Origin of the sequence: Rathayibacter sp. AY1B4, from assembly GCF_002932815.1 — a bacterium.
Classification (GTDB): Bacteria; Actinomycetota; Actinomycetes; order Actinomycetales; family Microbacteriaceae; genus Rathayibacter.
In genome coordinates, this window is the sequence record NZ_PSWN01000015.1 from 25,708 (window position 1) to 44,206 (window position 18,499).

The window sequence follows — 18,499 nt, forward strand, 5'->3', positions numbered from 1 at the left end:
GCGGGCTCCCTCCGGCGCTCACGAGCGCATCCTCAGGCCGCGCGGATTCGCGACGAAGCCGGCGGCGACGAGGGCGTCGCCGAAGGGCGTGCCGAGCGCGAAGACGCCGTCGATCTTCTCGACGGTCAGCTTCTCGACCCCGCGGGAGCGGACGAGCTGCGAGAGGGCGCCGGCCGCGTCGGCGAGGGCCGCCTCGTCGGCGGTGAAGGTGAGGGCGGTCTTGCCGCCGCGCTCGAGGTAGACCGCGAGCGCTCCGTCGACGACGGCGACCAGCGCGCCGGCCTTCCGACCGGGGCGGTGCCCCTCGCCCTGCGGCCACGGCAGAGCGGCGCCGAACGGATTGGCGGGGTCGGTCGCCGCCAGCGCGAGCACCGGTCGTGAGCGCTCCTGCGCCTCGTCCTGCGGGGCGAACGTGCGGAGCCGGTCGACGCTGCCGGCTGTGCCGAACTGCGCTGCTCCCAGCTTCTCGATGAAGTAGCCCCTCCGGGCGCGGCCCTGCTGCTCGAAGCCGCTCAGCACCTTGTAGGCGAGGGCGAAGCCGCCCAGGACGCCCTCGGCCTGCACGGAGCCGCGGGTGACGATCCCGTACCGCTCGAGCAGCGTCTCGCCGAGCGCGTGCCCGCGGATCGTCGCGTCCGACTCCGCGAGCGGCACGATCGACCAGCGGCCGCCGGCGGACGGCGGCCCCACGCGGGTGGCCATCGTGGGGCGGGCGGTCATCCGGCCCCGGGGCGCGCGGGCGCGGGCGGGGGCGCGCGGCTGGCGGTGGGCGCCGCCGGTCGAGCCGACGAGGGTGCGCAGCGGCGCCAGGGTGTCGTTCGTGACGAGCCCGGCCCAGACCAGCTCCCACAGGGCCTCGACGAGGCCCGCGTCGTCGGTGGAGCCGACCGCGTCGGAGAGCTGGCGGAAGAAGTAGCCGCCGCCCGAGCCGAGCACGCCGACGATCTCCTGCTGGAGCTCGGTCAGGGTCACGGACTCGGCGGCGGGGACGGGGAGGGTCAGCCCTGCCGTGTCGGCGAGATGGAGGCTCACCCAGCCGTCGTTGCCGGGCAGGGTGCCCGCGCCGGCCCAGAGGACCTCGCCGGTCGCGGTGAGCTCGTCGAGCATCGCGGGGGAGTAGTCGCGCACCCGGGCGGGCAGGATCAGCGACTCCCAGGCGGACGCGGGGATGGGCGCGCCGGCCAGCTGGTCGATCACGGAGGCCACGCCGTCGATACCGCGGAGCGAGCCGCCGACGTGCTGCCAGGCGGGGAGGAAGCGGGCGTACGCGGCCGCGTCGACCGGCTCCACCTCCTTGCGGAGCGCGGCGAGAGAGCGGCTGCGCAGGCGGCGCAGCACCTCGGCATCGCACCACTCGGTCCCGGTGCCGGTGGGGCGGAACTCGCCCTCCGAGACGCGGCGCTCGCCCGCGAGGCGGCGCAGGGTGTCGGTGACGGCCGCGACGCCGAGGCCCAGGCGGGTGGCGACGGCGGCGGCGGTGAAGGGGCCGTGGGTGCGCGCGTAGCGGGCGACGAGGTCGCCGAGCGGATCGCGGACCGGGTCGATGAAGGCGACGGGGACGCCGATCGGCAGGGGCACGCCGAGAGCGTCGCGGAGCCGGGAGGCGTCCTCCATCGCGGCGTACCGCTGCTCACCGCCGAGGCCCACGGGCAGAACGCGCTTGGCCTTCACGAGCGCGGCCACGTCGGCCTCGAGCACCGCGCGCTCGATCGCGGGCGCCTTCGCGACGTCCGCCGAGGCGACCGATTCGTCGACCAGGCGCTCCCCGAGCTCGTCGAGCGTCAGCGGGCCGAGCAGCCGGAGCAGGTCGGCGGCGCCCTCGAGCCCGCGGAGGCGGCGCTCGGGCTCGACGCGCTGCAGCTCGCGCTCGATCTGCGCGAGGACGGCCGGGTCGAGCAGCTCGCGCAGCTCCGCTCGGCCGAGCAGCTCGCCGAGGAGCGTCGCGTCGACCGAGAGCGCTGCCGCGCGGCGCTCGGCGAGCGGGCTGTCGCCCTCGTACATGAAGGCCGCGACGTAGCCGAAGAGCATGGACCGCGCGAACGGACTGGCGGTCGGCGTCTCGACCTCGAGGATCCGCAGCTCGCGCCCGTCCAGCCGCGCGGCGAGCCGGAGCAGCGCGGGCAGGTCGTAGACGTCCTGGAGGCACTCGCGGACGGTCTCGAGGATGATCGGGAAGGTCGGGTAGGTGCGGGCGACGTCGAGGAGCTGCGCCGCCCGCTGCCGCTGCTGCCAGAGCGGGGAGCGCTTGCCCGGGTTGTACCTCGGGAGCAGGAGCGCCCGCGCCGCGCACTCGCGGAACCGGGCGGCGAAGAGGGCGGAGCCGCCGACCTCGCTCGTGACCAGCTGCTCCAGCTCCTCGCGCTCGAACAGGAACAGCTCGGAGCCCGGCGGCTCCGACTCGGTGTCGGGGATCCGCACGACGATGCCGTCGTCCCCGGCCATCGCCGCTCCGTCGACGCCGTGCCGCTCGCGGACGCGGGCGCCGATGGCGAGCGCCCACGGCGAGTGCACCTGCATCCCGTACGGGGAGTGCAGCACCAGCCGCCAGTCGCCCAGCTCGTCGCGGAAGCGCTCGAGCACGAGGGTGCGGTCGTCCGGGATCTGCCCGGTGGCCAGGCGCTGCTCGTCGAGGAAGGAGAGGAGGTTGTTGGTCGCGTACTCGTCGAGCCCGGCCGCCGTGCAGCGCTCGCGCGCCGTCTCGGGGGCGGCGGCGCCCACCTCGCGGGTGAACGCCCCGATCGCCTCGCCGAGCTCGGCGGGGCGCCCCTGCGAGTCGCCCTTCCAGAACGGGAGGCGCCCGGGCTCACCGAACGCCGGCGTCACGATCACGCGGTCGTAGGTGATCTCCTGGATGCGCCAGCTGGTGGCTCCGAGCGCGAAGACGTCGCCGACGCGGGACTCGTAGACCATCTCCTCGTCGAGCTCTCCGACGCGGTTGCCGGTCGAGCCCGGCTCGCCGACCATGAACACGCCGAAGAGCCCGCGGTCGGGGATGGTGCCGCCGCTGGTGACGGCGAGGCGCTGGGCGCCGGGCCGGCCGGTGAGCGTGTTCGCGTCGCGGTCCCAGACGAGGCGCGGCCGCAGCTCCGCGAACTGGTCGGAGGGGTAGCGGCCCGAGAGGAGGTCGAGGGTCGCCTCGTAGGCGGAGCGGGGCAGGGACACGAAGGGGGCGCTGCGGCGGACGGTGTCGAACCAGTCGTCCACGTCGAGGCTCTCGAGGGCGGTCGCGGCGACGGTCTGCTGCGCGAGGATGTCGAGCGGGTTCGCGGGGACGGCGATCGCCTCGATCAGGCCCGAGCGCATCCGCTCCGTCGTCACGGCGGAGTGGAGGAGGTCGGCCCGGTGCTTGGGGTAGAAGGACCCGCGCGAGACCTCGCCGACCTGGTGGCCGGCTCGACCCACGCGCTGCAGGGCGCTCGCGACCGAGGGCGGCGTCTCGACCTGGACGACGAGGTCGACCGCGCCCATGTCGATCCCCAGCTCGAGGCTCGAGGTCGCGACCACGCAGCGCAGGCGGCCGGACTTCAGGTCGTCCTCGATGATCGCGCGCTGCTCCTTGCTCACCGAGCCGTGGTGGGCGCGGGCGAGCAGCGGCTCCTCGTCGGGCGCGGACTGCCCGCTGCCGCTCGTGCCCCCGGCCGCTCCCATCGCCTCGGCCGGGGAGCGGCGGACGGAGGAGGAGGCCGCCTCGGCGAGCAGGGCCCCGACGGCGACGGGCTCGCCCGCCTCGCGCGCCCGCTCCGCGGCGAGCTCGCGGCGCTCGGCGTAGATCTCGTTGAGCCGGGCGGTCAGCCGCTCGGCGAGACGGCGGGAGTTCGCGAAGACGATGGAGGAGGTGTGCGCGAGGACCCGGTCGACGATCGACTCCTCGACGTGCGGCCAGATCGACCCGCTCTGCGGACCGGTGGCCCCCATCGTCGATCCGTCCTGCGGAGCCGCCGTCCCCAGCTCGGACATGTCCTCGACCGGGACGACGACGCTGAGGTCCCACTGCTTCTCGGACGCCGGAGCCACGATCGCGACCGGGGAGCGGCCGGCGAGGAACCGGGCCACCTCCTCGCGCGGGCGCACCGTCGCCGAGAGGCCGATGCGCTGCACCGGCTTCGGGAGCAGGGCGTCGAGCCGCTCGAGGGAGACGGCGAGGTGCGCCCCGCGCTTGGTCGACGCGACCGCGTGGACCTCGTCGACGATGACCGTCTCGACGCCGCGGAGCGACTCGCGCGCCGCCGAGGTGAGCATGAGGTAGAGCGACTCGGGGGTCGTGATCAGGATGTCCGGCGGCGTCTTCTGCAGCACGCGCCGCTCGGCGGCGGGCGTGTCTCCCGACCGCACCCCGACGGTGACCGTGGCCGGCACGCTGCCGATGCCCTCGGCGCTCAGCCGCAGCGCCGTCTGGGTGACGCCGACGAGCGGCGAGCGGAGGTTGCGCTCGACGTCGACGCCGAGAGCCTTGAGCGGCGAGACGTAGAGCACGCGCGTGCGGTGCTGCGGATCCTCCGGCGGCGGGCCCTGCACGAGCCGGTCGATCGCCCAGAGGAAGGCCGAGAGCGTCTTGCCGGAGCCGGTGGGAGCGACCACGAGGGCATGCGCTCCACTCGAGATGGCCGACCAGGCGCCCTCCTGGGCGGCGGTCGGCGCCGGGAACGCGCCCTCGAACCACGCGCGCGTGGCGGGGGAGAAGCGCTCGAGGACGTCCGGCATGCACCCATCCTCCCTGCCACCTCCGACATTGCCGGGGCCGCGGCCCGGGGGCGAGCCCTTGACGCGGGGGAGTCCGCCCGTCAGGCGAAGCCGAGACGCACGAACGTGCCGATGTCGGCGAGCTCGGCCTGCCCGACTCCGTGGGCGACGCCCTCGTAGACCCGGGCGTCGAGCGCCGTGTGCTCCGGGAACCAGGCCGCCGCGTCCCGCACGAGCTCCTCCGGGATCACCGTGTCGAGCGTCCCGCGGCCCCAGAACACCGGAGGACGCTCGCGGGCGAGCCGCTCGTCCGCGTCGTCGCCCTCGGCGAGCGGGACCACGAACCCGGACAGAGCGACCGCGAAGGCGAAGCGGCCCGGCGCGCGCCGAAGCAGCTGCACCGCCAGCGCGGCGCCCTGGGAGAAGCCCAGCAGCCCCACCGGGCCCGGGTGCCCCAGAGCGTCGAGCCACTCGATCACCCCCGCCGCCGCCGCCTCGACGGCCTCGGGATCGGCCCGCGGCTCATCTGGCACCAGCGGCACCCGGAGCGGCCACCACGCGTTCGCCCCGCCGCCCAGGGCGAGAGGCGCCCGAAGGGACGCGAGGACCGGCTCCAGCGGCAGGTAGGCGCCGAGCGAGAACAGGTCCCCCTCGTGCGAGCCGTAGCCGTGCAGCAGCACCAGGAGGGGCCTGCCGACGCGGTCGCGCTCGGAGGAGGACCACAGCACCGCGTTCGCGTCGATTCCCATCGCACCATCATCCCCCTGAGTGCGGGATCGCCGCCGCCGGTCGGAACACCAGCCGCGAAGGGTGAGAATGGCTGCATGAGCGTGCGCACCCCTGACCCGAACTCCGGGTGGCTGTCCGACGACGAACTCGCCGAGATCCGCCGGCGGCTCCCGCTGCTGTACGTGGAGGCCGTGCCCGTCCGGGTCGACGGGCTCGGGCAGGTCACCGAGGTCGGCGTGCTCCTGCGCGCGACCCCCTCCGGCCAGATCACCCGCACGATCGTCTCGGGCCGCGTGATGTACGGCGAGACGCTGCGCGACGCGCTGTTCCGCCACCTCGAGAAGGATCTCGGTCCCATGGCCTTCCCCCTCCTCCCGGCGAGCCCGCTCCCCTTCCACGTCGCCGAGTACTTCCCGATGCCCGGCATGGGACCGTTCACCGACGACCGCCAGCACGCGGTCTCCCTCGCCTACGTCGTCCCCGTCACCGGCACCTGCGACCCCCGCCAGGACGCCCTCGAGCTCACCTGGATGACCCCCGACGAGGCCTGCTCCGACGCGATCTCCGCCGAGATGGAGGGCGGGCGGGGCGCGCTGATCCGCGCCGCGCTCGCTTCCGTCGGCCGCCTGTCCTAGCGGCGCGGATCGGCCGCGGCGCTCCCTTCTGCGCGCCGATAGCGGCGCGCCGCGGTCGGCTCGCAAGCATGGCGGGCCGGCTGGAGCGTCGGGCGTCCGCCTGGACCGATCCGCCGGCACGCGACTCCGCCGTTCGGCTCGTGGATCCGGCGTCCACGGGACCTCTGTGACCGGGCGAGGAGAGGCGGCGCCTCTGCCCGACGACGGCGCAGCAGGGGATCGCCTGATCAGGACGCGGTGAGGACTTCCGGAGCTCCCTGCGCGGGACTCCGCTCGAAGAGGTGAAGCGTGAACGACGAAGGGCCGGGGCCCGCGACCAGTAGTCGCGGGCCCCGGCCCTTCGTGATGTCGGCGTCCTGATCAGGACGAGCGTTGACGTGCGATCACCGATCACCCAGCCCCCGGACCAGCCGCTCCCCGCGAGGCGAACGGTCGATCCGCGTGCGAGCGGATCGGCCTAGCCGGTCGCGACACGCTCTGCGTATCGCAACCGTGCTTAAAGCCGACCGCGGTGCGCCGTTCCGCGGCTCCCCGCGAGGCGAACGGTCGATCCGCGTGCGAGCGGATCGGCCTAGCCGGTCGCGACACGCTCTGCGCGTCGCGACCATGCTTGAAGCCGACCGCGGTGCGCCGCTCCGCGGCTGCCCACGAGGCGAACGGTCGATCCGCGTGTGAGCGGATCGGACCTAGCCGGTCGCGACACGCTCTGCGCGCCGCGACCGTCCTTGAAGTCGACCGCGGTGCGCCGCTCCGCGGCGCACAAAACGATTCAGCCCTGCGCGCGGCGGCCGCCGCGGCGGGCGCCGCCGCCGGCGGACTCGCGGGCGGGAGCGGCCGAGGCTGCTCCGCCGGTCGCGGTGCTGTAGAACGAGCGCGATCCGCCCGAGGTCGAGGGGGCGCCGGCGGCCGAGCGGCTGCGGCCTCCGCGGGCGCCGCCGCGGGCGGGTCCCTCGGCGGCGGTGCGGTCGCGGCGGGGTCGGTCGCCTCCGCCGGTCGCGGCACCCGTCGAGCGTCCGCCGCGGGGTGCGGCGGTGCCCTCGGTGCGGGCCGCGCGCTTGCGCTGCGCGTTGGCGCCCTGCGAGCGTCCGCCCTGCGACTGGCCGCGGACGGGCTCGACGACGGCGCTGGGGGTGACGTACGGAGCGACGTCGCCGACGAGCTTCGCGACGGCGGCCGAGTCGGCCGTCACCTGCTGGGGCGCGACCTGGATCGCGGCCTTGCGGAGGAGGGTCTTCACGTCGCTGCGCTGCGTGGGCAGGACGACGGTGACGACGTCTCCCTCGCTGCCGGCGCGGGCGGTGCGGCCCGAGCGGTGCAGGTACGCCTTGTGCTCCATCGGCGGGTCGACGTGGATGACGAGCTCGACGTCGTCGACGTGCACACCGCGGGCGGCGACGTCGGTGGCGACGAGGACCTTGACGGTGCCGGCGCCGAACGCGGCGAGGTTCCGGTCGCGGGCGACCTGCGAGAGGTTGCCGTGCAGGTCGACCGCGGGGATGCCCTGGCCGGTGAGCTGCTTGGCGAGCTTCTTCGCGTGGTGCTTGGTGCGCATGAAGAGGATGCGGCGGCCGGTGCCGGATGCGAGCGTCTTCACGAGCGCGTTCTTGGCGTCGAGGCCGTCGACCTCGAACACGTGGTGGGTCATCAGCGCGACGGGCGAGTTGGCCTCGTCGACCGAGTGGAGCACCTCGTTCTGGAGGTACTTCTTGACCAGCTTGTCCACGCCGTTGTCGAGCGTCGCGGAGAACAGCAGGCGCTGCCCGCCGCGGGGGGTCTTGTCGAGGATGCGCGTGACGACCGGCAGGAAGCCGAGGTCGGCCATGTGGTCGGCCTCGTCGAGCACGGTGATCTCGACGGCGTCGAGGTTCACGAAGCCCTGCTTCATCAGGTCCTCGAGGCGGCCCGGACAGGCCACGACGATGTCGACGCCCTGCTTGAGCGCGGCGACCTGGCGCTGCTGCGAGACGCCTCCGAAGATCGTGGTGGTGACGATGCCGTAGGCGTCGGCGAGGGGCTGCATCGCGGCGGTGATCTGCGTGGCGAGCTCGCGGGTCGGCGCGAGGACGAGTCCGAGCGGGCGGCCGGGGCGGCGGCGTCCGCCGGCGAGCGAGCCGCCGAGTCGGGCGATCATCGGGATGGAGAAGGCGAGGGTCTTGCCGGAGCCGGTCTTGCCGCGGCCGAGGACGTCGCGTCCGCCGAGGGTGTCGGGCAGCGTGTCGACCTGGATCGGGAAGGGCTCGGTGATGCCGCTCGCGGTGAGCGCGGCCACGAGGGGGGCCGGCACGCCGAGGGCGCTGAAGGAGAGGGGGGTGTTCGACATGGAGTGGTGCCTTTCAGGGGCATCATGCCGATCGAGGACGCGCGGGCGGTGGCCGGGGCGCGGGTGATCGGCGTTCGGGCGAAGGTGACGGTGGTCACATCCGTTCGCCGTACGATTCGGTGCGCGCGGCCGGGGGCCTCATGCACGTGCGCCAGATGGTCGGGACGGATCCTCGACGGTCAGAGTCCTAGGGGACAAGGGGCGTTCTACGACGCGGGGGAGCGCAGTCGCTGCGCTCGCACCATCCCACTCTAGTGGATGCCGATCCATCCGCGCATCGCGGCCTGCACGCGGGAGCCGTCGCGGTCGCTCAGCTTGGTCCCGACGAAGTCGCCCGCCCAGTCCGAGGTCTGCAAGCGGAAGGCCGGCTCCGGGTCGCGCAGGGTCTTCAGGATGACGGCGGCGACGTCGGACGGGTCCTGCGCGTGGGTCGAGGAGAAGGACGACGCGGCGCGGTCGAGGTAGGCGCCGAGCGCCGGCGCATAGGGGCCGGCCTGCGCGAGCATCGCCGCCGCGTCGATGCCGACGTTCTCGACGAAGCTGCTGCGGACCGCTCCCGGCTCGATCAGCGACACGTGGACGCCGACGGAGGCGGCGACCGGGGCGAGCGCCTCGAAGAACCCCTCGACCGCGAACTTCGCCGCGCAGTAGTCCTCGTTGAACGGCTGCCCGATCGCGCCGCCGACGCTCGAGACGGTGACGATGCGACCGCGGGACGAGCGCAGCATCGGCATCGCGGCGCGGGTGACCGCGACGGTGCCGAAGAAGTTGACCTCCATCACGCGGCGCAGCTCCTCCGGATCCTCCAGCTCGAGGGTGCCGAGGTGGCCGGCTCCGGCGTTGTTCACGAGGGCGTCGAGACCGCCGAGCTCCTCCTCCACGGCGCGGAGGCAGCCCGCGACGGAGTCCGCGTCGGTCACGTCGAGCGCCCGCAGGTCGAGCTCGACGCGTGCCTCGGCGGCGGCGGCGCGCAGGCCCTCCGCTCGCTCCGGATCCCGCACGGTGGCGACCACCCGCCAGCCCGCGCGCGCGGCCTCGATCGCGGTGGCGCGGCCGATGCCGGTGGAGGTTCCGGTGACGAGGAGGACGGGACGGGGCATGCGGCTTTCCTGCTTTCCGGCGCACGACGGCGCCGCCCGGAGGCTATCGGCCGCCCCTCCGAGAACGTCCAGGGTCGGTGTCAGCCCCGGTAGCGCTCGCCGACCGGCACCTCGACCGGCAGCCGGTTGCCCGCCTGGGCGAGCGGGCAGGCCCAGGCCGGGTCGTAGGCGCAGGAGGGGTTGTAGGCGAAGTTGAAGTCGAGCACCAGCGTCCCCGGGGCGGAGCCCGGGCCGAGGTCGGCGCCCTTCACGGTGTCCAGGAGGTAGCGGCCGCCGCCGTAGGTGCCGCCGGGTGTCCCCGCGAGGGCGTCCTTGACCGGCAGGAACAGGCCTCCGCCGTAGGACGCGAGGCGCCAGACGTCGAGGCTGCCGGCGTCCGGCACCTCGACCGTGCCGATCAGCTCGAAGGGGACGGTGCCGTCGGTGCCGGTCTCCACGTCCATCCGCCGCGCCTCCTCGGCCGGGGCCACCTCGAGTTCGTAGCGCCAGGACGCGTCGTAGGGCGCGATCGGCAGCGAGCGGAAGTGCGCGCGGTCGGCCGGGAGGAGGGGGGTGGAGGGGTGCTGCGCGAAGAGCGCGTTGCGTCCGCGGATCCAGGATGCGTGCGCGGCGAGCAGGTCCACGTTCGAGAGCCGGCGCACCTCCGCGTAGAGGGCCTGGACATGGCGGCGCCAGTCCGACACCTCGACCGCGGTCGTGAGGCGGCGGCGGGGCGAGACGCCGTCGTCGTCCTGCTCCTCCTCGTCGGCGGAGGGCCACTGGAGGCGCAGGAGCTCCGAGCGCGACAGCTCGGTCTCCTCCTCGGCGACGCCGTCGGGGCTCATGCGGCGGACTCCCCGCGCGGGCGGGCGTCGGCACCGAGATCGTGGCGCCAGGACGGGGCGAGGGAGCGGATGCGGATGCCGCGCCACTGCCAGAACGCCCACATCGACGGCCAGAGCGCGGCCGAGGCGAGGCCCGCCGAGAACTCGAGGCGGTCGCGGAAGAGCGTGCGCCCGTCGGGGAGCGGGGCGACGGCCATGCGGTGGTCCCACGCGGTGATGAGGCGGAGGGAGCCCGTGAGGGGCCCGCCGCTGTCGCGCAGGATCCGCACGTCGGGCATCGAGGGGACGCGGCGGTAGGAGAGGTCGATCTCCTGCGCGCCCATCGGCACGATCCCGAGGGCGTCCATCGCGACCTCGTGGGAGCCGAGCCCCCAGGTCGGGCGGAAGCCGCCCTCGTCCAGCGACGCGGCGGTCAGGAGCGGGGACATCACCTCCCGGAACACGGCCGGACTCTGCAGGGCGCGCCAGGCGGAGTCGGCGTCGGTGTCGAGCACGTGCTTGAGCATCACCTTCACGAGGGACATCCTCCTCCGCCCGCCCCTGCGCGGGAACCGGGTGCGCGCGGAGCCCCGGACGTGTATGCGTCTCCGGTGCTCGCTACCGTGTCAGGGTGACCGCTCCCGCCGCCTCCGTCGACCAGTCGACCTACCAGATCCGCTTCGAGTGGGGGGCCCGCGCCCTCCGCGTGCTCGCCCCCGCCCACGTCACGGTGCTCGTCGACGCTCTGCCCGGAGGCGAGAGCCCCGACCTCGGGGGAGTGGAGGGCCGCGTCGTCCGCGCGGGCCTGGCCGACCGCTCGGCCGTCGCCCGCTGGATCCTGGAGCGCCAGCACGAGAACGGCGGGCGCACCAGCGTCAACGTGATCGCCCTCGGCGACGTCGACGACAGCGGAGCGGCGCGGTTCGCGATGGAGGACCAGCTGGCGGCCGGCGCCGTCGTCGACGCGCTCATCGGGCTGGGCATCGACCACGTCTCGCCCGAGGCCGCGGTGGCCTGCGCGTCCTACGAGGGCCTGCGCCGGGCGTGCGCGCATCTGCTCACCGCGTCCGAGTCCGGCCGCCTGCTCGCCGCCGAGGGGCGGGCGGACGAGGTCCGCGCCGCCGCCCGGGTCGACGCCGTCGACGAGGTGTCGGTCCTCCGCTGACCCGCCGCTCCGGCGGGCGCGGCCTCCGAGCGGTGCAGGACGTCCGCGGAGCGCACAAGCCCCTGCGGATCCGAGCCGCTGCCTCGACCAGTCGCACGCCCCCGGCGTAGCGTTCGGCGGAGGCGGTCCCTCCGCCCCCCGCCCCGACCGAAAGCTGGCCCGCATGAAAGCCGTCCTCAACGACGTCGTCCTCGCCGACGCCCCCGACTCCGACCTGATCTCGATCGAGGGCAACTGGTACTTCCCGCCGTCGAGCATCGCCGAGGGCGTGCTCGTCGAGAGCCCCACGCCCTACACCTGCCCGTGGAAGGGCGAGTGCCAGTACTTCTCGGTGCAGACCGGCGACGGCCTGCAGAAGGACAAGGCCTGGTCGTACCCGCACCCCTACCCGACGGCGTTCGACCGCGTCGGCAAGGACTTCTCGGGCTACGTCGCCTTCGACCGCTCGGTCCGCGTCTCCGACTGACCCGTCCCGCCGCGGCGCCGCTCCCGGTGCCGCGGCGGTGCGTCAGCCGCGCGGGGCGGCGGCGCGCGCCCGGTAGGCCCGGACCTTCGACCGGTTCCCGCAGCGCTGCATCGAGCACCAGCGGCGCGACCCGGCGCGGGACGTGTCGAGGTAGAGCATCCGGCACTCCGGATCCGCGCAGCGCCGCAGCCGTCCGGTCGCGGCCGGACCCAGCAGCCCCACGGCCTCCCGGGCGATGGACGCGAGCGCCTGCCTGCCCGCCGCGTGGAGCCGTCCTGCCTGCCGCGATCCGCCGCCCAGCACCGGCGGGATATCGGGCATCGCCGCGACCAGGTTGACCACGTCGACGTCGCGCGGGTCGAGCGCGGTGCCGGCCTCGGCCGCGACGGCCAGCCGGGCGATCGCGCCCCGGAGCATCAGCGCGTCGTCCAGGCGCGCGTCCCGGCTCTCGGGGCCGACCGCCTCGAAGCGCTCGGCGAGCCAGGCGGCCAGGGCGGCATCGGAGTCGAGGTGCTCGGCCGCTCCCGGAGGCAGTGCTCCCGTCGTGGCGAAGTCGAGTGCGAGGCTCCCGGAGTCGAACCACCACCGCCGGCCGTCGGCCTCGGGGAGCCACTGCCCGGTGACCGGCGTGCGGCCGCCGTGAGAGGCCTCGTCCGGGGTCACGGCGCCGGGACCGGTCGGCGCCGCCACTGGATCGCGTTCGCGGGCTCGAACCGGCGCGCGCAGCGGCCGCAGGCCAGGGGCCGGGTGGGCCGGCGATGGCGGTAGAAGAGGTGTCCGCCCGGGCAGGTGCCGACCCACGGCGCGAGCTCGTCCGCGGTCGGGTTGCTGTGGGTGCGCGATCCCGTGTAGCCGAGCCGTGCCGCGATCCGCCGCCACGGCGGTCCGTGCCCGGCGTCGGGCCCGGCGAGCGCGTGCGCGACCTCGTGCAGGAGGGTCTGCCGGACCTCCTCGTCGCTCCAGCGGGCGGCGAGGTGGCGCGAGACCGTGATCCGGCGGCGCGTCCAGTGGCAGGCGCCGCCGCGGGTGCGCGCGTGGTCGAGCGCGAAGGACCAGGAGGGGTCGAGGTGCTCCTCGATCAGCGCGTCGGCCCAGCGGGCCACGTCCTCGAGGTCGGCCACCGGTGGCGCTTCCTAGGACTCGTCGCCGTCGGCGCGGCGGCGGCCGCGGGCGGTGCCGTCGGTGCGGGCTTCGCGGTCGGTCCCGTCCTGGAACTCGGAGGCGGCGGCGTAGCCCAGGCGTGCGACCTCGAGCTCCTCCTCGGGGACCCCGACGCGCTCGCCGAGGGCGGTCGCGGCGTCGAAGTCGCGCATCGCCCGGCCGTACTCGCCCAGCTCGAAGAAGGTGAGGCCGCGGTGCTTGAGCGCGAAGGAGTGCTCGAGGTGCCACTCGTGCGTGCGCGCCTCCTCGACGCAGAGCGCGAGCTCCGAGAGGGCCTCGTCGGTGCGGCCCCGCAGCTGCATGAGGCGGGCGCGGCGGACGCGGGCGGTGAGCAGCTCGGCGCGGTCGCCGGAGAAGCGGGTGCGGCGGACGGCCTCGTTCGCGAGGTCCCACGCCTCGTCGACGCGCCCGAGCAGGCGCAGCAGCTCCGCCTTCTCGGTGAGCGCGGCGAGGCTGCGCAGCGCGCCGATCTCCTCCAGGCGCTCCTGGGCGGCGTCGACGTCGATCTCCTCGTGGAGGGTCGCGGGGTCGTGGCGGATGATGATGCTCAGGGCGATGCTTCCTCGTGGAGTGCGGATCCGGATCGTCGCGCGCGGCGGACGAGAGGACGGTCGGGGTCGCTGACCCCGGCGTCGAGTGTACCGGCGGGTCCCCGGACGGCGCCCCGACGCGCGGCCCGGGTCAGCCCCGTCGCACCTGGAAGATGCTCCGCGCCGGCAGCGGCGACGGGGTGGCGGTCTCGTCCGTGACGACGAGGGCGCCGGCGATGAAGTTCTCGAGCTCCCGCCCCTGCACCAGCTTGGAGGGCGCGAGGTCGGAGGCGAGGCGCCGCGGCAGGCCGTCGAGCGGCAGCGGATCGGCCGAGGCGAGCATCACCACGTTCCCGAAGCGCTTGGCCTTGAGCATCTGGGTGTCGGTCATGATCGCGGTGTGCGCGAAGACGGAGGCGAGCGTCGCGGCCTGGGCGCGGGCGAAGGCGAGCGCGCCGCCGTCGGCCACGTTCACCGCGACCAGGCCGCCGGGGGCGAGCAGCGGCGCGATCGCCCCGTAGAACTCGGCGCTGGTCACGTGCGCGGGAGTGCGCGCGCCCGAGAAGATGTCGACGACGACCACGTCGACCGTGCCGCGCAGCCCGGGCGGCAGCTTGCCGAGCACCTCGCGGGCGTCGCCCTGGCGGATGCGGATCTGCGCCCCGCGGGGGAGCGGGAGCGCCTCGCGCACCAGCTCGACCAGAGCGCCCTCGATCTCGACGACCTGCTGGCGCGAGCCCGGCCGGGTCGCGGCGACGTAGCGGGGGAGGGTCAGCGCTCCGGCGCCCAGGTGGAGCGCCGTGACGCTCTCGCCCTCGGGGGCGACGAGGTCGATCGCGTGGCCGATCCGGCGGACGTACTCGAACGAGAGGTGCGTCGGATCCGCGAGGTCGACGTGCGACTGCGGAGTGCCGTCGACGACCAGGGTCGCCGCCTCGGGCGAGTGGCGGTCGGGCTCGATCCGCGCGGTGTACCCGCTGGCGAGCACGGCGCGGGGGTGCTCGGAGTCGTCTCCGCGTCGGCGGCCGGTGCGTTCCTGCATCCGACCAGTCTGCCGCGGCGGCGGGACGGCGGGTCTCCGCGCCCGGCCCCGTCGGATCGATCCGGGAGGCCGTGGCCTCGTATACCGGACCCCGCGGGGCGGCGCAAGCATCCGCACTTGCGCGGCGTGGCGCGATGCGGCTATATTCGTACTTTGCGCTCCCGAGTACCCATGCCCTCATATCGCGGTCGGCAGGTCACCGGAACCCGGCATCAGATGGTGGATGCCGTTGCCACACTCTAGCCCCGCCCCCAAGACCGAGTCGCCTCGGTCCGCACGGCGTGCGGGCAGGGGTGGCGGCCCGTCCGGCGGGAGCCCACTCCACACATCCCACAGATTGAGACCCGCGAGGGTCTACGGAGGTTCCTTCCTTGGCTGCTGCGTCCACCGCGACCACCACCTCACCCAAGAACGGACGCGGAGCTTCGCGTCTCTCGTTCGCCAAGATCAGCGACACCCTGACCGTTCCGGATCTGCTCGCGCTGCAGACCGAGAGCTTCGACTGGCTCGTCGGCTCGGAGGCGTGGAAGACCCGCGTCGCCGAGGCGAAGGCCGCCGGCCGGGAGGACCTCCCCGCCAACTCCGGCCTCGACGAGATCTTCGAGGAGATCTCCCCGATCGAGGACCTCAGCGAGACGATGCAGCTGAGCTTCACGAACCCGTACCTCGAGCCCGAGAAGTACACGATCGAGGAGTGCAAGGAGCGCGGCAAGACCTATGCCGCTCCGCTGTACGTCGAGGCCGAGTTCATGAACCACCTCACGGGTGAGATCAAGACCCAGACGGTCTTCATGGGCGACTTCCCGCTGATGACCGAGAAGGGCACGTTCATCATCAACGGCACCGAGCGTGTCGTCGTGTCCCAGCTCGTGCGCAGCCCCGGCGTCTACTTCGAGCGCCAGCAGGAGAAGACGTCCGACAAGGACATCTACTCCGCCCGCGTCATCCCGAGCCGCGGCGCCTGGCTCGAGTTCGAGATCGACAAGCGCGACCAGGTCGGCGTGCGCATCGACCGCAAGCGCAAGCAGTCGGTCACCGTGTTCCTCAAGGCCCTCGGCCTGACGAGCGAGGAGATCCTCGAGCAGTTCGCCGGCTACGAGTCGATCGAGCTGACCCTCGAGAAGGACAACATCCTCACCAAGGAGGACGCCCTCCGCGACATCTACCGCAAGCTCCGTCCGGGCGAGCAGGTCGCCGCCGAGGCCGCCCGCGCGCTGCTGGACAACTTCTACTTCAACTCCAAGCGCTACGACCTCGCGAAGGTCGGCCGCTACAAGATCAACCGCAAGCTCGGCATCGACAAGGCGCTGTCCGACTCGGTGCTCACGGTCGAGGACATCATCGCGACCATCAAGTACCTGGTCGCCCTGCACGACGGCCGCACCGCCCTCCCCGGCGTGCGCGACGGCGAGCCGGTCGAGCTGCGTCTCGACGTCGACGACATCGACCACTTCGGCAACCGCCGCATCCGCGCGGTCGGCGAGCTGATCCAGAACCAGGTCCGCACCGGACTGTCCCGCATGGAGCGCGTCGTCCGCGAGCGCATGACCACGCAGGACATCGAGGCGATCACCCCGCAGACCCTGATCAACGTGCGCCCCGTCGTCGCCGCGATCAAGGAGTTCTTCGGGACCAGCCAGCTGTCGCAGTTCATGGACCAGAACAACCCGCTCGCGGGTCTGACCCACAAGCGCCGCCTGTCGGCGCTCGGCCCCGGCGGACTCTCCCGTGAGCGCGCCGGCGTCGAGGTCCGCGACGTCCACCCCTCGCACTACGGCCGCATGTGCCCGATCGAGACCCCGGAAGGCCCGAACATCGGCCTGATCGGATCGCTCGCGTCCTTCGCGCGCATCAACTCCTTCGGATTCATCGAGACCCCGTACCGCAAGGTCGTCGACGGCACCGTCACCTCGCAGATCGACTACCTCACCGCGTCCGAGGAGGACGAGTACCTGGTCGCCCAGGCGAACGCCCCCCTCACGAAGGACTTCCGCTTCGCGGAGGGCAAGGTCCTGGTCCGCCCCAAGGGCGGAGAGGTCGAGCTCGTCGACGCCGAGCGCGTCCACTACATGGACGTCTCGCCGCGCCAGATGGTCTCGGTCGCGACCTCGCTGATCCCGTTCCTCGAGCACGACGACGCGAACCGCGCGCTCATGGGCGCGAACATGCAGCGTCAGGCCGTCCCGCTGCTGCGCAGCGAGTCGCCCGTCGTCGGAACCGGCATGGAGGGCTTCGCGGCCATCGACGCCGGCGACGTCATCACCGCCGACAAGGCCGGTGTCGTCCAGGAGGTCTCCGCCGACTCCGTCACCGTCCAGCTGGACGAGGGCGGCACGCAGACCTACTTCCTCCGCAAGTTCGACCGCTCCAACCAGGGCACCTCGTACAACAACCGCGTGGTCGTCTCGGCCGGCGAGCGCATCGAGGTCGGCGAGGTCGTCGCCGACGGCCCCGCCACCGAGAACGGCGAGCTCGCGCTGGGCAAGAACCTGCTCGTCGCGTTCATGCCGTGGGAGGGCCACAACTTCGAGGACGCGATCATCCTCAGCCAGAACCTGGTGAAGGACGACGTCCTCTCCTCGATCCACATCGAGGAGTACGAGGTCGACGCCCGCGACACCAAGCTCGGCAAGGAGGAGATCACCCGCGACCTCCCCAACGTCAGCCCCGAGCTCCTGGCCGACCTGGACGAGCGCGGCATCATCCGCATCGGCGCCGAGGTCCGCCCCGGCGACATCCTCGTCGGCAAGGTCACGCCCAAGGGCGAGACCGAGCTCTCGGCCGAGGAGCGCCTTCTCCGCGCGATCTTCAACGAGAAGAGCCGCGAGGTCCGCGACACGTCGCTGAAGGTGCCCCACGGCGAGCAGGGCACGATCATCGGCGTCAAGGTGTTCGACGCGCAGGACGGCGACGACGAGCTCGGCTCGGGCGTCAACCAGCGCGTGGTCGTCTACATCGCCCAGAAGCGCAAGATCACCGAGGGCGACAAGCTCGCCGGCCGCCACGGCAACAAGGGCGTCATCTCGAAGATCCTGCCGGTCGAGGACATGCCGTTCCTCGCCGACGGCACCCCGGTCGACATCGTCCTCAACCCGCTCGGCGTCCCCGGCCGCATGAACTTCGGCCAGGTCCTCGAGATCCACCTCGGGTGGATCGCGAAGCAGGGCTGGAAGGTCGAGGGTCAGCCGGAGTGGGCCGCGCGCCTGCCCGAGCACGCCCGCGAGGCGGCGCCCGGCACCAAGGTCGCGACCCCCGTCTTCGACGGTGCGGCGGAGGAGGAGCTCGCAGGGCTCCTCGACTCCACCACCCCGACGCGCGACGGAGAGCGCCTGATCGGCTCGTCCGGCAAGACGCAGCTGTTCGACGGCCGCTCCGGGGAGCCCTTCCCGGACCCGGTCTCGGTCGGCTACATGTACATCCTGAAGCTGCACCACCTCGTCGACGACAAGATCCACGCGCGCTCGACGGGCCCGTACTCGATGATCACCCAGCAGCCGCTCGGTGGTAAGGCGCAGTTCGGCGGCCAGCGCTTCGGCGAGATGGAGGTGTGGGCCCTCGAGGCCTACGGCGCCGCCTACGCCCTCCAGGAGCTCCTCACCATCAAGTCGGACGACATCCTCGGCCGCGTGAAGGTGTACGAGGCCATCGTCAAGGGCGAGAACATCCAGGAGCCCGGCATCCCGGAGTCCTTCAAGGTCCTCATCAAGGAGATGCAGTCCCTGTGCCTGAACGTCGAGGTCCTCTCGGCCGACGGCACCGCGGTCAGCCTGCGCGACACCGATGACGAGGTCTACCGCGCCGCGGAAGAGCTCGGCATCAACATCTCCTCCCGGTTCGAGTCGTCCTCCGTCGACGACATCTGATCCGC

General features: G+C 73.4%; 14 protein-coding genes. 4 read left to right on the plus strand and 10 right to left on the minus strand.

From position 1 onward, the window contains the following. Positions 1-18 precede the first annotated feature (18 nt). Together C5D66_RS11040 and C5D66_RS11045 are read right to left on the minus strand one after the other, a co-directional pair. Positions 19-4,701, minus strand: coding sequence for an ATP-dependent helicase (locus C5D66_RS11040; RefSeq protein ID WP_104274376.1), 4,683 nt, complete (start codon positions 4,699-4,701; stop codon positions 19-21). An 80-nt stretch (positions 4,702-4,781) separates the two neighbouring features. Beyond that, entirely contained in the window at positions 4,782-5,429 is a 648-nt protein-coding gene (locus tag C5D66_RS11045) for an alpha/beta hydrolase (RefSeq protein ID WP_104226771.1), read from the minus strand. Positions 5,430-5,504: 75 nt separating this feature from the next. On the opposite strand from C5D66_RS11045, the gene C5D66_RS11050 reads away from it, so the two are divergent. Beyond that, positions 5,505-6,044, plus strand: a complete 540-nt coding sequence (locus C5D66_RS11050) for an NUDIX hydrolase family protein (protein WP_104225113.1) — start codon at positions 5,505-5,507, stop codon at positions 6,042-6,044. 769 nt (positions 6,045-6,813) lie between these two features. Here C5D66_RS11050 and C5D66_RS11055 read toward each other — a convergent pair. The 4 genes from C5D66_RS11055 to C5D66_RS11070 all read right to left on the minus strand — a co-directional run bounded on the left by C5D66_RS11055 (position 6,814) and on the right by C5D66_RS11070 (position 10,812). Further along, a complete protein-coding gene (locus tag C5D66_RS11055) occupies positions 6,814-8,364 on the minus strand; it encodes a DEAD/DEAH box helicase (protein WP_104225114.1) in 1,551 nt (516 codons plus the stop codon). Positions 8,365-8,615: 251 nt separating this feature from the next. Beyond that, on the minus strand, positions 8,616-9,464 hold the full coding sequence (locus C5D66_RS11060) for an SDR family oxidoreductase (protein WP_104255693.1): 849 nt from the start codon (positions 9,462-9,464) through the stop codon (positions 8,616-8,618). 80 nt (positions 9,465-9,544) lie between these two features. Then, positions 9,545-10,288, minus strand: a complete 744-nt coding sequence (locus tag C5D66_RS11065) for a DUF1684 domain-containing protein (RefSeq protein ID WP_104255694.1) — start codon at positions 10,286-10,288, stop codon at positions 9,545-9,547. Continuing rightward, positions 10,285-10,812 carry a hypothetical protein gene (locus C5D66_RS11070; RefSeq protein WP_258063863.1) on the minus strand — a complete coding sequence of 176 codons (528 nt, stop codon included), beginning with the start codon at positions 10,810-10,812 and terminating at the stop codon, positions 10,285-10,287. Before C5D66_RS11070 ends, C5D66_RS11065 begins: the two co-directional genes overlap by 4 nt. A gap of 86 nt (positions 10,813-10,898) precedes the next feature. Here C5D66_RS11070 and C5D66_RS11075 point away from each other — a divergent pair, with 86 nt between their 5' ends. Both C5D66_RS11075 and C5D66_RS11080 read left to right on the plus strand, forming a co-directional pair. Then, positions 10,899-11,432: a 2-phosphosulfolactate phosphatase gene (locus tag C5D66_RS11075; RefSeq protein WP_104226768.1), complete on the plus strand. Its 534-nt coding sequence runs from the start codon at positions 10,899-10,901 to the stop codon at positions 11,430-11,432. A gap of 163 nt (positions 11,433-11,595) precedes the next feature. Then, positions 11,596-11,898: a DUF427 domain-containing protein gene (locus C5D66_RS11080; RefSeq protein ID WP_104224584.1), complete on the plus strand. Its 303-nt coding sequence runs from the start codon at positions 11,596-11,598 to the stop codon at positions 11,896-11,898. 42 nt (positions 11,899-11,940) lie between these two features. Here C5D66_RS11080 and C5D66_RS11085 read toward each other — a convergent pair whose 3' ends face one another. The 4 genes from C5D66_RS11085 to C5D66_RS11100 form a co-directional block, all read right to left on the minus strand. Beyond that, positions 11,941-12,588 carry a CGNR zinc finger domain-containing protein gene (locus C5D66_RS11085; protein WP_258063864.1) on the minus strand — a complete coding sequence of 216 codons (648 nt, stop codon included), beginning with the start codon at positions 12,586-12,588 and terminating at the stop codon, positions 11,941-11,943. After that, positions 12,558-13,019, minus strand: a complete 462-nt coding sequence (locus C5D66_RS11090) for a SprT-like domain-containing protein (protein WP_104233929.1) — start codon at positions 13,017-13,019, stop codon at positions 12,558-12,560. Before C5D66_RS11090 ends, C5D66_RS11085 begins: the two co-directional genes overlap by 31 nt. 12 nt (positions 13,020-13,031) lie before the next feature. Next, positions 13,032-13,361 carry a hypothetical protein gene (locus tag C5D66_RS17175; RefSeq protein WP_181027192.1) on the minus strand — a complete coding sequence of 110 codons (330 nt, stop codon included), beginning with the start codon at positions 13,359-13,361 and terminating at the stop codon, positions 13,032-13,034. Between the two features lie 379 nt (positions 13,362-13,740). Then, positions 13,741-14,631 carry a spermidine synthase gene (locus C5D66_RS11100; protein WP_104255695.1) on the minus strand — a complete coding sequence of 297 codons (891 nt, stop codon included), beginning with the start codon at positions 14,629-14,631 and terminating at the stop codon, positions 13,741-13,743. A 371-nt stretch (positions 14,632-15,002) separates the two neighbouring features. On the opposite strand from C5D66_RS11100, the gene rpoB reads away from it, so the two are divergent. Continuing rightward, positions 15,003-18,494, plus strand: coding sequence for a DNA-directed RNA polymerase subunit beta (gene rpoB / locus C5D66_RS11105; RefSeq protein ID WP_104224581.1), 3,492 nt, complete (start codon positions 15,003-15,005; stop codon positions 18,492-18,494). Positions 18,495-18,499: the final 5 nt, after the last annotated feature.

What these genes read in the sequence shown, in the direction of transcription:
- C5D66_RS11040 (WP_104274376.1), bottom strand. Translation starts at nt 4,701, where the DNA reads ATGCCGGACGTCCTCGAGCGCTTCTCCCCCGCCACGCGCGCGTGGTTC.
- C5D66_RS11045 (WP_104226771.1), bottom strand. Translation starts at nt 5,429, where the DNA reads ATGGGAATCGACGCGAACGCGGTGCTGTGGTCCTCCTCCGAGCGCGAC.
- C5D66_RS11050 (WP_104225113.1), top strand. Translation starts at nt 5,505, where the DNA reads ATGAGCGTGCGCACCCCTGACCCGAACTCCGGGTGGCTGTCCGACGAC.
- C5D66_RS11055 (WP_104225114.1), bottom strand. Translation starts at nt 8,364, where the DNA reads ATGTCGAACACCCCCCTCTCCTTCAGCGCCCTCGGCGTGCCGGCCCCC.
- C5D66_RS11060 (WP_104255693.1), bottom strand. Translation starts at nt 9,464, where the DNA reads ATGCCCCGTCCCGTCCTCCTCGTCACCGGAACCTCCACCGGCATCGGC.
- C5D66_RS11065 (WP_104255694.1), bottom strand. Translation starts at nt 10,288, where the DNA reads ATGAGCCCCGACGGCGTCGCCGAGGAGGAGACCGAGCTGTCGCGCTCG.
- C5D66_RS11070 (WP_258063863.1), bottom strand. Translation starts at nt 10,812, where the DNA reads ATGTCCCTCGTGAAGGTGATGCTCAAGCACGTGCTCGACACCGACGCC.
- C5D66_RS11080 (WP_104224584.1), top strand. Translation starts at nt 11,596, where the DNA reads ATGAAAGCCGTCCTCAACGACGTCGTCCTCGCCGACGCCCCCGACTCC.
- C5D66_RS17175 (WP_181027192.1), bottom strand. Translation starts at nt 13,361, where the DNA reads ATGCAGCTGCGGGGCCGCACCGACGAGGCCCTCTCGGAGCTCGCGCTC.
- C5D66_RS11100 (WP_104255695.1), bottom strand. Translation starts at nt 14,631, where the DNA reads ATGCAGGAACGCACCGGCCGCCGACGCGGAGACGACTCCGAGCACCCC.